Genomic DNA, 15909 nt, shown 5'->3' with positions numbered 1-15909 from the left:
CCGTGTCCTTCCCGGACACGGGGCGCTTCGTCGTGCCTCCGGGTTCGTCACGCCTCCAGGAAGGAGCGGAGGGAGCGGGTCAGGGCCTCGGTGAAGCGCTCGCGGACCGGCTCGCCGACCCGGTCGAGCGAGAGGTAGGGGTTGAGGTCCTCCAGCTCGACCAGGAGGAGGCCGCCGTCCGGGGCGCGGCAGGCGTCGACGCGCTGGACGCCGTGGCGGAGGGTGTTCCAGTCGATGAAGCGGCGGGCGAAGTCGAGGTCCGCGGGGGTGGGTTCGTACGGCTCCAGGACCCAGCGGCGCTCGGGGTCGGGGGCGTACAGCGCGTACTGGAAGAGGTCGTCGACGAAGTAGAAGGAGACCTCGTACGCGAAGTCGATCCGGGGCTGGGCGAGGAGGCCGTCGCCCCACGGGAGGCCGGCGAGTTCCGCGTGCGGGACGAAGCGCAGGCCTATGGAGTCGGCGCCGGCCCTGGGCTTGACCGCGTAGAGCTCGGAGGCGGGGAGGAGGGGGAGGTCCTCGGGGCGGCCGACGGTGGGGATGACGGGGTGGCCGTCGGCGGTGAGGTCGAGGAGGTACTGCTTTCCGGCCATGTCGCCGCGTCCGTGGAGCGGGTTGTAGACGCGGGTGGAGCGGGCGGCGGCGCGCGCGCGGAAGCGGTCGTACGCCTCCTGGTGGTGGAGGACCGGGCCGCTGTTGCGGACCACGACGGCGTCGAAGGCGTCCATCAGGGCGGCGGCGTCGCGCGGGTGGCAGAGGGCGAGGTCGAAGGAGGCGCGGAGCCGGGCGGTGAGGTCGATGTCCTCGTCGCAGTAGCGGCGTCCGCGGGCCGGGTAGGCGAGGTCGGTGACGTAGAGCAGGCGGGGGCGGTCGGCGGACACGGGGCGGCTCCTCGGGGGTCGGGGAGGCCAACCTATCCGCCGGCCCCGTCCGCCCGATAGGCATCGCCGCAGGTCAGAGCCGTATCGCCGACGCCGGGGGAAGAACGGGCCGCAGCACTCACCGTTTTAGTTGCGTGCGCGCACGCTCTCTGTCACAGTTGGTGCAGCGGCGGAGCTGCGCCCCGAGGAGGGGCGGCGGCTCCGCCGTCCGTCGTCCGGGCGCGTTCCCGCGCCCCCGCCCCCTCCCCCGCGGGAACCCCGGACGGCGGCCCCTCCCACCGCCCCTCCCTCCCGAGGAGAACCGTCATGACCACTCCCCCGAGTGCGTTCCCGGACGTCGAGAAGCTGGTCGTCGACGTCCTCAAGGCCGACCCGGCGCTGGCCGGGGCGGTGATCGCCGTCCAGGCGCCGGCCGGCTTCGACGGCACGCAGAGCGCCGTCCTGGTCAACCGCCGCGGCGGCGCCTGGATCGGCGACCTGCACGTCGACATGCCGCTGATCGAGTTCGAGGTCTACGGCCCCACCAAGAACGCGGCCCACGTCCTCGCCAACGGCGCCCGGCGCGCGCTGCTCGCCACCATCGGCCAGCGCATCGGCGCGAACAACGTCGTGCACGACGTGGAGGAGCAGGACGGGCCGCGCTGGCTGCCCGACTACCTCTACCGGGGCGCCAACCGCTACCTCTGCGTGCTGCGCCTCTCCCTCAGCGTCTTCTGACGCCCCGCCGGCCCCGTCCGGCCCCACCGACCAGGCCCCGCCGTCCGGCGGGGCCTTTGCCGTGCCCGGGCCTCCCTTCGCCCGGGCGCGGTGCCCTCACCACACAAGGAGAAACCCACCATGGCAGGAAACAACTCGGCCGAGATCCGCGTCGCCGGCACCGGCAAGCTCTTCGTCGCCACCACCGGCACGGCCGTCCCGAACTTCGGCGCCGACCCGGCCGCCGACTGGACGGGCTGGACCAACCTCGGCTTCACCACCGGCGACGGCGTCACCTTCTCCAAGAAGGACAAGCTGGAGCCGATCGACACCTGGCAGTCGGTCTCCCCGGTGCACTTCATCTACTCCAGCCGCGACCTCTCGCTGAAGTTCTCGATGCTCCAGTTCAACGAGGACACGCTGCCCTTCTTCATGGGCGGCGGCAAGGTCGAGGCGGAGCCGGCCGCGTCGACCGACACCTACAAGTACGAGATCGCCGAGCGTCCGTACGCGGACGTCCGCGCCCTCGGCCTGGAGTTCACCGACGTCAAGGCCGGCGGCACCACGGCGGTCACGTACCGCTTCATCATCCCGCGCGGTCAGGTCACCGCCTCCGACGACATCAAGCTGGCCCGCAAGGCGGCGTCCACCCTGGGCATCACCTTCACGGCCATGTCGAACGGCGACGGCAAGCCGCTGGCGACCTTCCTCATGAAGGACAACCAGTACGGCACCGCCCAGGCCTGACCCTCCTTCCGGGGCGGGACGGCGCTCCGCCGTCCCGCCCCGGGCCCCCTCTCCGCTCCCTCCTCAGCACGCACCCGAACAAGGAGTACGCATCGCCATGGCCCGTTTCGACGTCAACGCCGCCCGCGCCCAGCGCCAGGAGGCCCACGGCCGCACCTGGTCCTTCGAGCTGGACGGCGACACCTTCACCCTTCCGACGGAGCTCTCCCGCGCGACCGCCAAGGGGCTCCGCAGGCTCGACGACAACGACGTGGACGGCCTGCTCGCGCTCCTGATGGGTGCGGACCAGTTCGCCCGCTTCGAGGAGCACGATGTCACCATGCAGGACATCGCCGCCGTCCTGGAGGCGTACGGCAAGGAGACCGGGCTCGGCCTGGGGGAAGACTGAGCCTCGTCGAGTTCGTCGACGAACACGCCGAGGCCCTCGAGGCGGACTTCCTCCGCTACTACGGGACCGACCTCCTCGACTGGCACCGCGGGGAGCTCTCCAGCCGTCGGGTGCTGGTCCTGATCAAGCACCTGCCCCGGGACAGCGCGCTCCAGCGCGACCTCCACGGCGAGGCGGCCGACTGGTCGGTCACCGACCACCTGCTGGCCGCCGCCGTGGACCACCTGGCCGTCGCCAACTGGATGTTCCTGTGCGTCAACGGCTCCGAGGACGGCGACCAGCCCGATCCGCCGAAGCCGGTGCCCCGCCCGGCCGACGGCGGGGCCGGCGAGCCGGAGGGCGCGGCGCCGGCGGACGCTCCGCCCGAGGAGGTCTCCCCCGCCCGGCTGGCCCGCTTCTTCGGCTAGGCGGGCCGCCGCCGGACCCCGGTCCGGCGGGGCGACCGTCCGCCGCCCCGGCCCCCGGCGTCCGTCTCCCTCAGGGGGCGGACTCCGGGGGCGCTTCCGGCGTCCGCTCGGCGGCCAGCTCCTCCTCCAGGGCCTTGGCCCGCTCGGAGAGGCGCCGGCCCCGGCCGGGGCGCTGGTCGGCGTCCCGGCGCTCGCCCGCCGTGCCCTGCTGGACGGGGACGTGGGAGAGGGGCGGGACGATCGGGCGGCCGCCCTTGCCCCGGACGACCTTCCGCACGGGCTGCGCGTTGCGGCGCTGGCGGCCGTCCTGGGCCCCGACCGTGAACTCGGGCTCGGGATCGGGCGCGGGCTCCTTGGCGTGCTCGGGCTCCGGCTCGCGCGCACCGGGCTCGCGCCCGCCGGGCTCGCCGCGCTCCTCGCGTACGCCGTGTTCCTCGCGTACGCCGGGCTCCGGGTCGTGCGCGGCGCGCTGCTCGAACAGCTCGCGCTCCCGGCGCACCCGCTCCTCGGCCTCGACCACGGCGGCGGGGGGCTCCAGGAGGCGGGCGAAGGGCAGCGCGATCACCCGGGCCCCGTCCTGCGGCCCGGTGTCGGTCCGGCGCTGCGGGCGCCTCACGCCCCGCGCGTCCCCCTGGCCCTGGGCGTAGGCGTCGGCGATGCGGCGCTCGTACTCCCTCCGGATGCGCGGGAGTTCGTCGGAGACGGCCTCGGCCCAGCCGGAGGTGAAGGCGGTGGTCTCCCGGCGGTCGACCTCGGACCGGGGGATGACGACGAGCTCCTCGGGGGCGTGTCCGTGGACGTGGACGAGCTCGGAGAGGCGCGCGAAGAGATGCGGCAGATCGGGGTGGGAGGCGAGCCAGTCGACCACCCGCTCCCGCCGGTTCGCTCCCGGCTCCGTGTCCATGCGTCAGTTGCTGCCTTCCAGCCCCCTGGGGTCCCCGCGCGCCCCTCGCGCCCCTTGCCTCCCCGGAGCGGTCGGGTCCGGGAAGAGCGTCCTCCAGGTTACCCGGTCGAGTTTTCCGTTCGATCACCGCCAACTCGTTCGGGAACCTGACGAGAAGACACGCCGTCAGCCCCATCTCGCTCGACAAACGTAGAACAGATGTTCCACACTCTGTTCGCACAGTAGTTCGAAAACGTGGTGCCCCCGCTCTTCCTCCCCACGCGGCGCCGCCACGCAGGCACGGGCAAGCAACCGGAAGGCAGGCGTCCATGACTCAGCCGGGCGAGGCATCGCGACCGCACATCCCCCTCCAGGACCGCCTCCGCCAGCTCCTCGACGGACCCGTCGCCCTCGACAAGAGAGCGCTGCTCGGCACCCTGTGCGCCGAGGTCTCCCGCCGCGAGACCCTCGCGTACGCGGCCGGCTGGAACGACGCCCTCGCGGCGCTGCCGCGCGGCCCCCGCCCGGAGTCCGACGCCTAGCCGCGGCGCTGCCCCTGTGAACGAGCCCCCGCCGGGATCGGCGGGGGCTTTTCGGCGCTTGGCCCGCACGGGCCGGAAGCGGAGAGAACGACATGGCAGAACCAGCAGAACCGACCGGCGCCGCCGAACCGCCCGCGGCCGGGGCGGAGGAGAAGCCCGCGTGGGAACAGACGATGGAGGATCTCGGCCTCGGCATCGTCCCCGCCGCCTACAACCTCTTCACCGAGGGCGGGTGGGTCGCCCTCGCCACCGCGGGAGCCGTCGCCGCCGGCGCCGCCCTCGTCACGTCCGTCAAGACCTCGGCCGCGATCGCGGCCAGGACGCTGACCCTCAAGGCCCAGAGCCTCGCCACCCCGCGCAACGAGGCGGGCGAACGCATGGTCCGGGTCCGCAACCCCGAGAGCGACTACGGCGGCACCGAACGGCGCAGGCTCGAGGACGTCCTCCGCGAGGCGCGCGCCAAGCGCATGGAGGACGCCGGTCGCGCCCCCGCCGAAGGAGCGGGCGGCGGAGCCATGGCGCCCATCCCGGCGGACGCCAAGTTCGGTCCGCTGCGGTACGAGCTCAAGCTGCTCAACCCGCTCCTGGAGGCGTTCAACAAGCACGCCCCCGACTTCGTCGAGCAGTTCCGCAAGCTCCCGGGCAAGCGGGAGGCCGGCGGCGCGGCCAAGGGCGTCGAGAAGGTCGCCAAGGCCGTCCAGGCCGTGGACCACCGGGCCCTGCCGCAGGTGGCCTCCGGCATGGGCAAGATCAAGGGCGCGGTGCTGAACTCCGACCCCCAGCGAACCACCGACTTCGCCAAGGCCATCGGAAAGCTCAAGTCCGCCATGCGGAACTTCGACGTGGACAACGTCCCCAAGGCCGCCACTCTCGGCCCGGCCGCCGACGCCGCCGAGAAGCTCGCCACCCACACCACCACGCTCACCCGGCACATGCGCGGATTCGCGGAGGCGGTGCAGGCGCTCAACCGGGAGATGACCGGCGGCGCCGGCGCCTGACCCCGCCCCGTCACGGAAGGAGGTACACCCATGTCTCTCGTCAGCAACCTCAGGAACGCCTCGACCGCCCTCGGCGGCTTCAAGAACCAGGCGGCGAACGCCGGCGCCTCGGTCAAGAAGGTCGGCGACGCCGGGCGCTCCGCGTCCGGCCAGCTCAAGACGCTGCGCACCAACGCCCAGGGCGCCGGTTCCCAGCTCAAGAACCTCAAGACCGCGTCCGACCAGGCCGAACGCGCCATGAAGAAGGCCGGCGACACCGCCCAGTCCGCCGGCGGCAAGCTCGGCAGGTACGAGTCCGGCGCCGGCAAGGCCGCCAAGGGCCAGGACAGGCTCAACAAGTCCATGAAGGGCAACTTCCTGGTCCGCCTGCTCGAACTCTTCATGCCGCTCATCGAGGCCGTCGTCGACATGGCGCTGCGGTCGAAGACGATGCAGACGGTCCTGAAGAAGGCCTTCAGCGCGATCAAGAGCGTCATCAGCTCCGTCATGAAGGCCATCGGGCCGATCATGAAGAAGGCCGGCGACCTCATCAAGACGGTCTGGAACGGCATCAAGAAGGCCATCTCCACCGTCGTCAAGGCCGTCGCCACCGTCATCAAGACCTACGTGAAGGTCTGGAAGACGGTCATCACCACGGTCATGAACGCGATCAAGAGCGTCATCAGCACCGTCTGGAACGGCATCAAGCGCGTCATCACCCCGGTGGTGAACTGGATCAAGAGCGCGATCCCCAAGGCGTTCAGCGCCGTCAAGGAGAAGATGTCGTCCATCTGGAACGGCCTCAAGGGCATCGCGTCCCGCGCCTTCGACGGCATCAAGAGCGGCGTGAAGGGCCCGATCAACGCCGTCATCGGCCTGATCAACTCCATGATCGGCGCCATCAACCGGGTCAAGGTCTCCGTCCCCGGCTGGGTCCCCGTCGTCGGCGGCAAGACCTTCGGCGTCAACATCCCGACCATCCCGATGCTCGCCACCGGCGGTGTCGTGATGCCCCGCACCGGCGGCGTCCCCGCCATCCTCGCGGAGGCCGGCGAGGCCGAGGCCGTCCTGCCGCTCTCCAAGCTCGACCGGCTCCTCGCCCTCACCGCCCGCCGCGCCCGCCAGGCCCAGGGCCAGAGCGCCGCGGCCGGCGCCGGGCTGCACATCGAGCACTACCACGCGGCCCGGGACAACAACCCGAAGGCCACCGCCGACGCCCTCATGTACCTGGTGAAGGCGCGTGGAGCCCGGGCATGAGTGCCGCGCTCGCCATGCCGTCCTTCCGGGTGGCCCTCGGCCCGATGAGCAGCCTGCAGCAGGCCGCCACCGCGGCCGGCGGAGCGGTGCGGAACCTCCGGCAGGGCGTCCGGCAGGCCGCCTCCGGCGCCACCGCCCTCGCCGGGGCCCTGCGGGGCGCCACCACCGCCACCCGCACCCTCGCCCAGAACTCCGCCGGCACCCGCACCGCCCTCGACAAGCTCCGCCGCTCCCCCGCCGCCACCCGGCTCAAGCGGGTCGCGACCGCCGCCGGCAACGCCCGCAGGGCCGCCGGGCGGATCGGGACCGGCGCCGGGGCGGTCCTCGGCCTCCTCCTGCCGCTGCTGCCCGTCGCCGATGTCATCACCGGCCTCATGGGCACCTTCGGCACCGTCATGACCCTCGCCTCGGTCGCCATGACGGGCGTCAACGTCGCCATGCGGGCCAACCCGCTCGGCTTCCTCGTCGGCCTGATCGTGCCCATCGCCGCGTACCTCGTCGAACTGGCCCTCAGCTCCGAGACCGGACAGCGGATCGTCCGCCAGGTCCTCCAGCAGGCGCTCAAGGGCTTCCAGTCCGTCCGGAACTTCATCAGCCCCTTCATGAAGGCGCTCGGCAAGGCGATCGGGACCTACGCCAAGGCGTACCTGACCGTCTTCACCACCGCGCTGAAGACCGTCGGCTCGGCCGTCGGCGGGATCTCCCGGATCGGCTCGGCCGTCCGCTCCGCCAGCACCGCGCTGAGCGGCATCGCCTCCCGCACCCTCGGCGGCGTCAGGAGCGCCGTCCAGCCCGTCGTCCGCTGGGTCACCGAGAAGGTCCCCGGCTTCTTCCGCACCGCCAAGGACGCCGTCTCCAAGGCCCTGAACGGCATCGGCGACCTGGTCCAGGGCGGCCTCAGCGCCGTCCTCGGCGTGGTCAAGGGGCCGATCAACGGCCTGATCGCCTTCGCCAACTGGATCATCGACGGACTCAACGAGCTCAGCTTCGAGATCCCGCTCACCGGCAAGAAGTTCGGCGTCACGCTCGACAAGATCCCGATGCTCGCCGAGGGCGGCATCGTCGCGCCCCCCGAGGCCGGCGAGTACCGCATCGACGCGCTGGGCGAGCTGGAGCACCGGCGCGTCCCCGCCCTCACCGAACCGCCCCCGCGCCCCCACCGCGTCCGGGAGTTCCGCGAGGAACCCGGCGCCGGCCCCCGGGGGGTGGCCGAGGACCTGCTCTTCCTGATGACCGCCCACGCCGGCACCGCCGCCCGCGCCGGGCAGCCGGTCCTGACCTGACGACCCCGCCCACCCGAAGTGAGGTGACGGCCCCATGGCCGAGACCACCATCCCGTACGCCGGAAACACCCACACCGCCGACCTCGCGCCCGGCTCGCTCATCACCCAGGACGGGCAGATGCAGTGGGCCGGACTGCTCATCGGCCCCGGCACCCCCTTCGCCGTCGACAAGTCCGGCCTGAGCGGCTGGGAGGACCTGCCCGAGTACGACTCCTCCGACGCCGACCGCCCCACCTCGCACGGCGCCTGGCCCGGCTCCCGCTACGCCAAGCCCCGCAAGACCGGCGGCACGATCGTCCTGATGCCCGAGTACGGCGGCACCCCGGCGGCCGTCCGGGCGCTGCGGCAGGCGCTCGCCCTGCTCGACGAGGAGCGCTGGCTCGCCGTCCGGCTGCACGGCGAGACCCTCGCCGTGCGCGCCCGGATCGCCCAGCGGGTCGTCCCCGCCGACCAGGGCTTCGCCACCCAGGGCAGCTCCCGCATGTCCGTCCAGTGGCTGGCCGCCGACCCGCGCCGGTACGTGGTCAACGAGCAGCAGTCCACCACCACCCCGCCGCAGCCGGAGGCCGGCCTGACCTGGCCGCTGACCTGGCCGCTCTCCTGGGGCGAGGCCAAGTCCACCGGCGACGCCGTCGTCGAGAACACCGGCTCCGCCCCCACCCACCCGGTGATCGTCTTCCGCGGCCCCTGCTCGATGCCGAGCGTCACCGAGCGGGTCAGCCGGCGCCGGCTGCGGTACGCGATCGACCTGGCCGCCGGCGACGAGCTCACCGTCGACACCCGCGGCGGCACCGTGATGCTCAACAACTCCGCCTCCCGGCTGCACACCGCGATGGCCGACTCCACCCCGGAGGAGCTCTTCGTCCTGGAGCCCGGCCGCAGCGACCTGTCCTTCCGCCCCGAGGAGGGCACCGAGCAGGCCCTCATGACCGTCCGCTGGCGCAGCGCCGAGTGGTGACGGGGCGGCGCGCCCGCCGCCCTCCGTACGACCCCGAGCCGCCCGGCGCCCGCCGCCGGGCGGCTCTCGTGTGCCGCCCGTCCGGCGGCCGTGCCGCATCCCCTCCCCTACCCCGAGGTGACCCCATGACCGTACGAGCCGCCTGGCTGCTGCCCGAAGGGCAGACCCGCGAGGACACCCGACTCACCCTCGCCGCCCTCCTCACCCCCAGCGGCCAGAGCGCCGAGGAGACCCCGCTCCGCTCCCGGGCCGGCGTGCTGCCGGGCGGACTGCTGCTGAACGGCGGCGCGCCGATGCAGGCCACCGTCGGCACCGGCCGCGCGATCGTCCAGGGCAAGGACACCGCCCAGGGCGCGTACCTCGTCGCCGTCACCGCGCCGGAGACCCTGACGATCGAGGACGGCAACGCCCAGTACGACCGGATCGACCTGATCGAGCTGGCCGTCGTCGACGACGCCTACGACCGCACCGGCACCACCGAGGCCGTCGTCCGCCTGGTCAAGGGCCAGCCGAGCGCCACCCCGGTCGTCCCCCCGAGCCCGGCGGGCAGCACGCTCCCGCTGTACACGATCAAGGTGCCGAAGGGCACCTCGGCCGGCACCGGCGGCATCGCCTGGGCCACCGCCGTCACCCCCCAACACTGGCCGGTCGTCGCGCTCGGCGGGATCATGCCGACCAGCGGCTACAAGGGCGCCTACACCGGCCAGTACCGGGACGCCGCGGGCATCCTCCAGCGCTGGGACGGCACCACCTGGGTCTCGTACCCGAAGGCGATCGGCGGCATCGCGCCGAGCGGCACCGCCGCCGGCTCCCACACCGGACAGTTCCGGGACACCGGGAGCGGCCTCCAGCGCTGGGACGGCGCCGCCTGGCAGTACACCGAGGGCACCTCCAAGGTGCTGTTCGGGGCGACCCAGTGGACGACCGCCCAGCAGCAGACGCTCGCGGCGAACACCTGGACCGCGATCAGCCTGCCCACCGTCGAGTTCGACGACGCGTCCGCCTTCAACGGGACGACCACGTACACCGTGCCGCGCACCGGCTGGTGGCGGCTCAACGGCCACGCGACCTACGCCAACGACGCCCAGACCGGCATGCGCGGCGCCCGGATCACGGTCAACGGCACCAACCAGCCCCGGACGACCTGGCTCTCCCCCGCCGGCAACGGCGCCGTCTGCGTCGGCGGCAGCGCCCTCGTCCGGCTCGCCGCCGGCGACGCGCTCCAGCTCCAGGGCTACCACACCCACACCGCCTCCGTCCGGACGCTCGGCGGCTCCGGCTACAGCTGCACCCTCGCCGCCGAGTGGATCCGGTCCTGACGCCCACCGCCCCACCCACCCCAGGAGAACCCCATGAACCTGCGCAGCAGCTGGACCGCCGTGACCGGCCAGACCCGGGAGGACACCCGCCTCACCCAGACCGGCGTCACCACCCTGGCCAACCCCGTCCAGGTCCGCTCCGGCATCCTCCCCGGCTCCTACGACGGCCAGTACCGGCTCGCCGCCTTCTGGACCTTCGGCTCCGCCCCGATGACCGCGACCGTCTCCGAGGGGCGCGCCGTCATCCAGGGCGAGATCTCCCAGGGCGCCTACCCGGTGACCCTGCCGAACTCCGAGACCCTCACCTTCGCCCCGGGCCACGCCCAGTACGGCCGCATCGACCTGATCGTCCTCAAGATCTACGACGGCCTGTACGACGACAACCAGCGGTACGAGGCGAAGCTGGAGATCATCCAGGGCACCGCGGACGTCACTCCGCAGGTCCCGCCGGTCCCCGCGCGCTGCCTCCCGCTCTACGAGGTCCTCGTCCCGGCCGGCGCCAGCGCGGGCAACGGCGGCATCCCGTGGAACACCTCGCTGAAGGACCTGCGCACCCCGGTCGTCTCCCTCGGCGGCATCCTCCCGGTCGAGGGTCCGGTGCTGCCGGGCGCCTACCCGGGCCAGTACCAGGACGGCGGCGGCGCGCTCCAGCGCTGGGACGGCGGCGCCTGGGTGGCGTACCCCTCGTCCCTCGGCGGCATCGTCCCGAGCTCGGCCTCCAGCACCCCGGCCAGCTACACCGGCCAGTACCGGGACTCCACCTCCGGCGTCCTCCAGCGGTGGAACGGCACGGCGTGGACGGCGGCCGTCCCCGGCCCGTACTACGCCGAGAACACCGACCAGGGCGAGACCAGCTCCGGCACCTACACCTCGACGCTCGCGGGGCGCTCCGTCAACCCGCTCAAGGTCACCTTCACCGCCCCGGCGTCGAAGTCGGTCGCGGCCTCCTACGGCTGCCGCACGCGCGCCCGCGACGACCTCTACTCGTACATGGCGCTGGAGCTCTCCCTGAACGGCACCGTCGTCTCCGCCCCGGAGGACGAGTACGGGATCTACACCGCCACCACCACCACGACCTCGATCTCCTCCATCCGCCGCTTCACCAACCTGACCCCGGGCGCCACCTACACGCTGACCGCCTACTTCCGGGTCGTCCCCACCTCCCCGGCGGTCAAGGCCTACTTCGACAACACCTACATCAAGGTCGACCCGCTGCCGTAGCCCCCGCCCCACCGCCTCCCCGAGAGGAGCACCCCATGCCCCTGCGCCCCGGCTGGCTGCTGCCCAGCGGCCAGACCCGCCAGACGACCCGCCTCACCGACCTCGGGGCCGGCACCCCGGCCGACCCGCTCGTCTCCCGCTCCGGCGTCCTGCCGGGCTCCGCCGACGGCACGTACCGGGTCAGCGGCCTGTCGCTGACCGGCAGCGGCCCGATGACCGCGACCGTCCACGCCGGCCGGGCCCTCGTCCAGGGCCGGCCCGAGCAGGGCGCCTACCCCGTCACCCTCGACGGGGACACCGTCCTCGCCTTCGGCGACGGCAACCCGCTCCACCCGCGGATCGACCTCGTCGTGCTGCGCGTGTACGACGACGAGTTCGACAGCCTCACCCGCCACGAGGCCGTCCTGGAGGTGCTCGTCGGCGAGCCGTCGGCCACCCCGTCGGCCCCCACCGCCCCCGCCGCCTCGCTGCCGCTCTTCACCGTCCGGGTCAAGGCCGGGGCGTCGGCCGGCACCGGCGGCATCGACTGGGCCAAGGACCTCACCGACCTGCGCACCACGATCGCTTCGGTCGGCGGCATCCTGCCCGTGTACAACAACGCCGGCGTGCCCGGCGCCTATCCGGGCCAGTACCAGGACAACGACACCGCCCACCACCTCCAGCGCTGGAGCGGCACCGGCTGGGTCGCCTACCCCCGGGAGATCGGCGGCGTCGCCCCCCAGGGCGCGCTCACCGTCGGCGGCTACACCGGGCAGTACCGCGAGCACAACGGCGTGCTCCAGCGGTGGAACGGCACCGCCTGGGCCACCTACCACCCGCCGGTGGAGGCGGAGGTCGTCACGGCCGGCGCGGTCGCCCTCGCCAACTGGGCGCTCGTCTCCTTCGAGGCCCGCCGCACCAGGGGCGGGCTCTGCTCGGTGTCGGTGATCGTCACCCGCAGCGGCACCCAGGTCGACGCGAACTCCGCCGGCAACATCGTCAACGACGAGCCCCTGTGCACCCTGCCCTCCGGCTGGCGCCCCGCCACGGCCCTGGAGGCGAGCGCCGCGGACGGCTACGGCAGCGGCTCGGCGGTGATCTCCACCGGCGGCACGGTCACCCTGCGGACCTGGTCCTCCAACGGCGCCCTGGTGCCGGCCCGCAACATCCGCGTCAGCGCCACCTACATCCTCCCGTGAGGTCGTCATGAGTCTCGACACGCCCTACCGGGCCATCTTCTGCGACCTGGTGACCGACCAGACCCTCGACATCCTGCCGCTGCGGGACGTCTCCTTCGAGGACTACATCGGCCGGGCCGGCTCGCTCTCCGGAACCATCCCCGTCCCCGACCGCGCGATGGCCGATCGCGCGCACCAGATCAAGCCCGGCCGCACCACCGTCTACCTGGAGCGCGGCGGCTACCTGTGGTGGGGGGGCATCGTCTGGACCACCAACCTCCAGGGCAGCGACCGCGGCGTGGTGACCCTCTCCGTCCAGGCCGCCACCTTCGACTCGTACGCGGGCCGGCGCCGCATCCGCACCGAGCTCAAGTACAGCCAGACCGAGCAGTTCGACATCGTCCGCGGCCTCTGGGGGAAGCTCGGCGCCGGCCTCGGCGCCAGCGCGGTCGAGCCCGGCGACGACGTGCCCAAGGAGCCGGTCCTGCGGACCGCCTCCTGGCGGCACGGCGACGAGACCGTCTACCAGGAGGCGCTCGACCAGCTCGCCGCCTACGAGGACGGCGTCGAGTACCACGTCCTCGTCTACCGCGACCCCGGCGACGGCCGGCGCGTCCGCCGGCTCCGGCTCGGCTCCCCCGGCATCCGCACCGGCGCCACCGACATGGTCTTCGACCGCCCCGGCACGATCCTCAGCTACTCGCTGCCGGACGACGCCACCCGCGGCGGCACCACCTCGCTCGCCCGCGGCGCCTCCGACAACACCAACGCCGCGGCCGAGTCCCGGCCGACGCTGTCGGCGGAGATCCCCGCCGTGGGGCTGCCCGACCGCTGGCCCCAGCTGGACCTCTCCACCGACTACAACGACGTCAGCGACAAGGCCACGCTCGACGCGCTGGCCACGGCCGTCCTCAGGGAGGCCCAGGGCTCGGTGCAGATCCCCGAGATCAGCATCCGGCTCTCCGGGATCGTCCCCCCGGCGCTCCTCGGCCGCACCGCCCGGCTGCGGATCACCGACGAATGGCACCCGGCGGGTCTCGACACCCGCTACCGCATCGTCGGCGTGAAGGTCCGGCCGGCCGAGCGGGGCCGCCCCGACACCGCCGAACTCGCCCTGGAGGCTCTCTGATGGCCATGCTGCCCGAGGACATCATCGACCGGCTGATCCAGATGGAGCGCCGGATCAACGCCCTGTCCACGGCGGTCAACACCCGCCCGCCGGTCACCGAGATCAGCAACGGCTCGCTCACCCTGAAGCGGCAGAGCGACCCGGAGAACCCGGCGACGGCCGTCGTCGTCGCCCAGTTCACGACGAGCGGGCCCGGCGGCACCAAGCCGGTGCTGCGGGTCGTCGACGCCTACGGCCACGAGGTCCTCTCCGACGACATCCTCACCGGCGGCCTGGCCCGGCCGTGGCTGCCGATGCTGCCGCCGCAGGACCTGGCCTCGGTGAACTGGCCGGCCACCACCGCCACCGCCTGGACCACCGTCGCCCAGTCGCAGAACCCGGTCTGGCAGCCCAAGATGCGGCTGCGGATGCTCACCCGGGTCTCCTCCGGGGCCAGCGGGCAGATCCGGGTGATGGCCGGCGGCGCGCAGTTCGGCCCGACGGTGGCCGCCGGCGCCGTCTTCGACCACACCGCCGCCGTCACCGCCGACATGCAGGCCGACTTCGGCAAGGACCTCACCGTGGAGGTCCAGGGGATCGTCACCAGCGCCTCCGGCACGGTCTACGCCAAGCCGGTGCTGATGCACGGCCGCCAGACCTGACCCCCGACACCGACAGACCGAGAGAGGAGCACCCGTGATCCCCGACCCGAACCAGCCCTGGGGCGTCGCGATCGACTACGCGGGCCGCGGCGCCGTCGCCGAGAAGGGCCACACCGTCGACCTGCGCCTGTACGACAACAGCCTCGGCGGCCCGCTGGAGGTCGACCCCATGACCGGCGAGTACCCGGCGGTGTACGTCACCGCGCAGGTCGCCGAGAACGGCGAGGGCGGCGCGCAGCTGCGCGGCTACGGCCTCGTCATGGTCCAGCCCTCGAACGGCCGGCCCGCCGTGCCGGACCCCGCAGCCGTGGTCGGCGCGGTCGCCGCCGCGCTCGCCGACTTCGAGGTCCGCCGGACCGCCTTCGCCGCGCTCTGCGCCGCCTGGGTCCCGGTCCCGGAGCCCGAGCCCGAGCCGGAGCCGGAGCCGACGCCTCCGACGGAGCCGTAACCCCCCGTCCCCCCGCCCCGCGCCGTCGACGGCCGGGGTTTTCGCATGTCTGGAGGACCTCAGATGGCCACCCCCTTGTCCGCGGACCGGCTCCTCGCCGCGCTCCGCGCCGAAGGCGTCACCGTCGTCGAACACCCCGGCTGGCGCACCCACGACCGCAACCACGCCGGTGCCTGGGGCCCGGTCGCCGGCGTCATGATCCACCACACCGTCTCCACCGGCACCGCCGCCTCGGTCGCCCTGTGCTCCGACGGCTACGACAGCCTCCCGGGCCCGCTCTGCCACGGCGTGATCGCCAAGGACGGCACCGTCCACCTGGTCTCGGCCGGACGCGCCAACCACGCCGGCGGCGGCGACCCGTCCGTCCTGCGGGCCGTCGTCACCGAGGCGTACGGCGACCGGCCGCCGGTCCCGCGCGAGCACCAGGGCAGCCCCGGCGCCGTCGACGGCAACTCCCGCTTCTACGGCTTCGAGTGCGTCAACCTCGGCAACGGCACCGACCCCTGGCCGGCCGCCCAGCTCGACGCGATCGAGCGGGTCTCGGCCGCGCTCTGCCGGGCCCACGGCTGGGGCGCGAAGTCCGTCGTCGGGCACCTGGAGTGGTCCGACTGGAAGAGCGACCCCAAGGGCTTCGGCATGCCGGGGATGCGCGACCGGGTGCAGAAGCGGCTCGGCGCCGCCCCCGCCCCGAAGCCGACGGCCCCGGCGAAGCCCGCCACCCCGCGGTACCAGCCCTTCCCCGGCACCTCGTTCTTCCGGAGCAACCCCAGCTCCCCCGTGGTGACCGCGATGGGCCGCCGGCTGACGGCCGAGGGCTGCGGCCGCTACCGGGTGGGCCCCGGCCCCCGCTGGTCCGAGGCGGACCGCCGGTCGTACGCGGCCTGGCAGCACAAGCTCGGCTTCCGCGGCACCGACGCCGACGGCTGGCCCGGCGCCGCCTCCTGGAACGCGCTCAAGGTCCCGTACACCCCGTGAGGA

General features: G+C 73.4%; 18 protein-coding genes. 16 read left to right on the top strand and 2 right to left on the bottom strand.

The window, feature by feature from the left end; genetic code table 11:
- Window positions 1–47: 47 nt before the first annotated feature.
- Window positions 48–878, bottom strand: coding sequence for an ATP-grasp domain-containing protein (locus IE287_RS01620; protein WP_189847037.1), 831 nt, complete (start codon window positions 876–878; stop codon window positions 48–50).
- A 306-nt stretch (window positions 879–1184) separates the two neighbouring features.
- Between IE287_RS01620 and IE287_RS01615 the strand changes: the two genes are divergently transcribed.
- The 4 genes from IE287_RS01615 to IE287_RS01600 all read left to right on the top strand — a co-directional run bounded on the left by IE287_RS01615 (window position 1185) and on the right by IE287_RS01600 (window position 3116).
- A complete protein-coding gene (locus tag IE287_RS01615) occupies window positions 1185–1595 on the top strand; it encodes a hypothetical protein (RefSeq protein ID WP_189847036.1) in 411 nt (136 codons plus the stop codon).
- A 120-nt stretch (window positions 1596–1715) separates the two neighbouring features.
- Window positions 1716–2321, top strand: a complete 606-nt coding sequence (locus IE287_RS01610; protein WP_189847035.1) for a phage tail tube protein — start codon at window positions 1716–1718, stop codon at window positions 2319–2321.
- A gap of 97 nt (window positions 2322–2418) precedes the next feature.
- On the top strand, window positions 2419–2709 hold the full coding sequence (locus IE287_RS01605) for a hypothetical protein (RefSeq protein WP_189847034.1): 291 nt from the start codon (window positions 2419–2421) through the stop codon (window positions 2707–2709).
- A 110-nt stretch (window positions 2710–2819) separates the two neighbouring features.
- Window positions 2820–3116: a hypothetical protein gene (locus IE287_RS01600; RefSeq protein ID WP_373307773.1), complete on the top strand. Its 297-nt coding sequence runs from the start codon at window positions 2820–2822 to the stop codon at window positions 3114–3116.
- Between the two features lie 70 nt (window positions 3117–3186).
- On the opposite strand, the gene IE287_RS01595 is transcribed toward IE287_RS01600, so the two are convergent.
- Window positions 3187–4020, bottom strand: a complete 834-nt coding sequence (locus IE287_RS01595; RefSeq protein WP_189847033.1) for a hypothetical protein — start codon at window positions 4018–4020, stop codon at window positions 3187–3189.
- 308 nt (window positions 4021–4328) lie between these two features.
- Here IE287_RS01595 and IE287_RS01590 point away from each other — a divergent pair, with 308 nt between their 5' ends.
- The 12 genes from IE287_RS01590 (at window position 4329) to IE287_RS01535 (ending at window position 15906) form a co-directional block, all read left to right on the top strand.
- Window positions 4329–4541, top strand: a complete 213-nt coding sequence (locus tag IE287_RS01590; RefSeq protein WP_189847032.1) for a hypothetical protein — start codon at window positions 4329–4331, stop codon at window positions 4539–4541.
- A 92-nt stretch (window positions 4542–4633) separates the two neighbouring features.
- Complete coding sequence (locus IE287_RS01585) at window positions 4634–5539, top strand: hypothetical protein (RefSeq protein WP_189847031.1); 906 nt, start codon at window positions 4634–4636, stop codon at window positions 5537–5539.
- Between the two features lie 30 nt (window positions 5540–5569).
- Window positions 5570–6775 carry a phage tail protein gene (locus tag IE287_RS01580; RefSeq protein ID WP_189847030.1) on the top strand — a complete coding sequence of 402 codons (1206 nt, stop codon included), beginning with the start codon at window positions 5570–5572 and terminating at the stop codon, window positions 6773–6775.
- Window positions 6772–8058: a tape-measure protein gene (locus tag IE287_RS01575; protein ID WP_189847029.1), complete on the top strand. Its 1287-nt coding sequence runs from the start codon at window positions 6772–6774 to the stop codon at window positions 8056–8058. The genes IE287_RS01580 and IE287_RS01575 overlap by 4 nt, the downstream gene beginning before the upstream one ends.
- Window positions 8059–8092: 34 nt before the next feature.
- Window positions 8093–9016: a phage distal tail protein gene (locus IE287_RS01570; protein ID WP_189847028.1), complete on the top strand. Its 924-nt coding sequence runs from the start codon at window positions 8093–8095 to the stop codon at window positions 9014–9016.
- A gap of 125 nt (window positions 9017–9141) precedes the next feature.
- Window positions 9142–10335 carry a hypothetical protein gene (locus tag IE287_RS01565; RefSeq protein WP_189847027.1) on the top strand — a complete coding sequence of 398 codons (1194 nt, stop codon included), beginning with the start codon at window positions 9142–9144 and terminating at the stop codon, window positions 10333–10335.
- Window positions 10336–10368: 33 nt separating this feature from the next.
- Window positions 10369–11556, top strand: a complete 1188-nt coding sequence (locus tag IE287_RS01560) for a hypothetical protein (RefSeq protein WP_189847026.1) — start codon at window positions 10369–10371, stop codon at window positions 11554–11556.
- A 35-nt stretch (window positions 11557–11591) separates the two neighbouring features.
- The gene (locus tag IE287_RS01555; protein ID WP_189847025.1) at window positions 11592–12734 is read left to right on the top strand and encodes a hypothetical protein; all 1143 of its coding nucleotides are present in this window, start codon (window positions 11592–11594) and stop codon (window positions 12732–12734) included.
- 7 nt (window positions 12735–12741) lie between these two features.
- On the top strand, window positions 12742–13842 hold the full coding sequence (locus IE287_RS01550) for a hypothetical protein (RefSeq protein ID WP_189847024.1): 1101 nt from the start codon (window positions 12742–12744) through the stop codon (window positions 13840–13842).
- A complete protein-coding gene (locus tag IE287_RS01545) occupies window positions 13842–14483 on the top strand; it encodes a hypothetical protein (protein ID WP_189847023.1) in 642 nt (213 codons plus the stop codon). Before IE287_RS01550 ends, IE287_RS01545 begins: the two co-directional genes overlap by 1 nt.
- 34 nt (window positions 14484–14517) lie before the next feature.
- A complete protein-coding gene (locus IE287_RS01540) occupies window positions 14518–14931 on the top strand; it encodes an ATP-binding protein (RefSeq protein ID WP_189847022.1) in 414 nt (137 codons plus the stop codon).
- A gap of 63 nt (window positions 14932–14994) precedes the next feature.
- The gene (locus IE287_RS01535) at window positions 14995–15906 is read left to right on the top strand and encodes a peptidoglycan-binding protein (RefSeq protein WP_189847021.1); all 912 of its coding nucleotides are present in this window, start codon (window positions 14995–14997) and stop codon (window positions 15904–15906) included.
- Window positions 15907–15909 lie beyond the last annotated feature (3 nt).

Origin of the sequence: Streptomyces omiyaensis (genome assembly GCF_014650895.1) — a bacterium.
GTDB classification, from domain to species: domain Bacteria; phylum Actinomycetota; class Actinomycetes; order Streptomycetales; family Streptomycetaceae; genus Streptomyces; species Streptomyces omiyaensis.
This window is presented reverse-complemented; position numbering and strand designations above follow the sequence as displayed.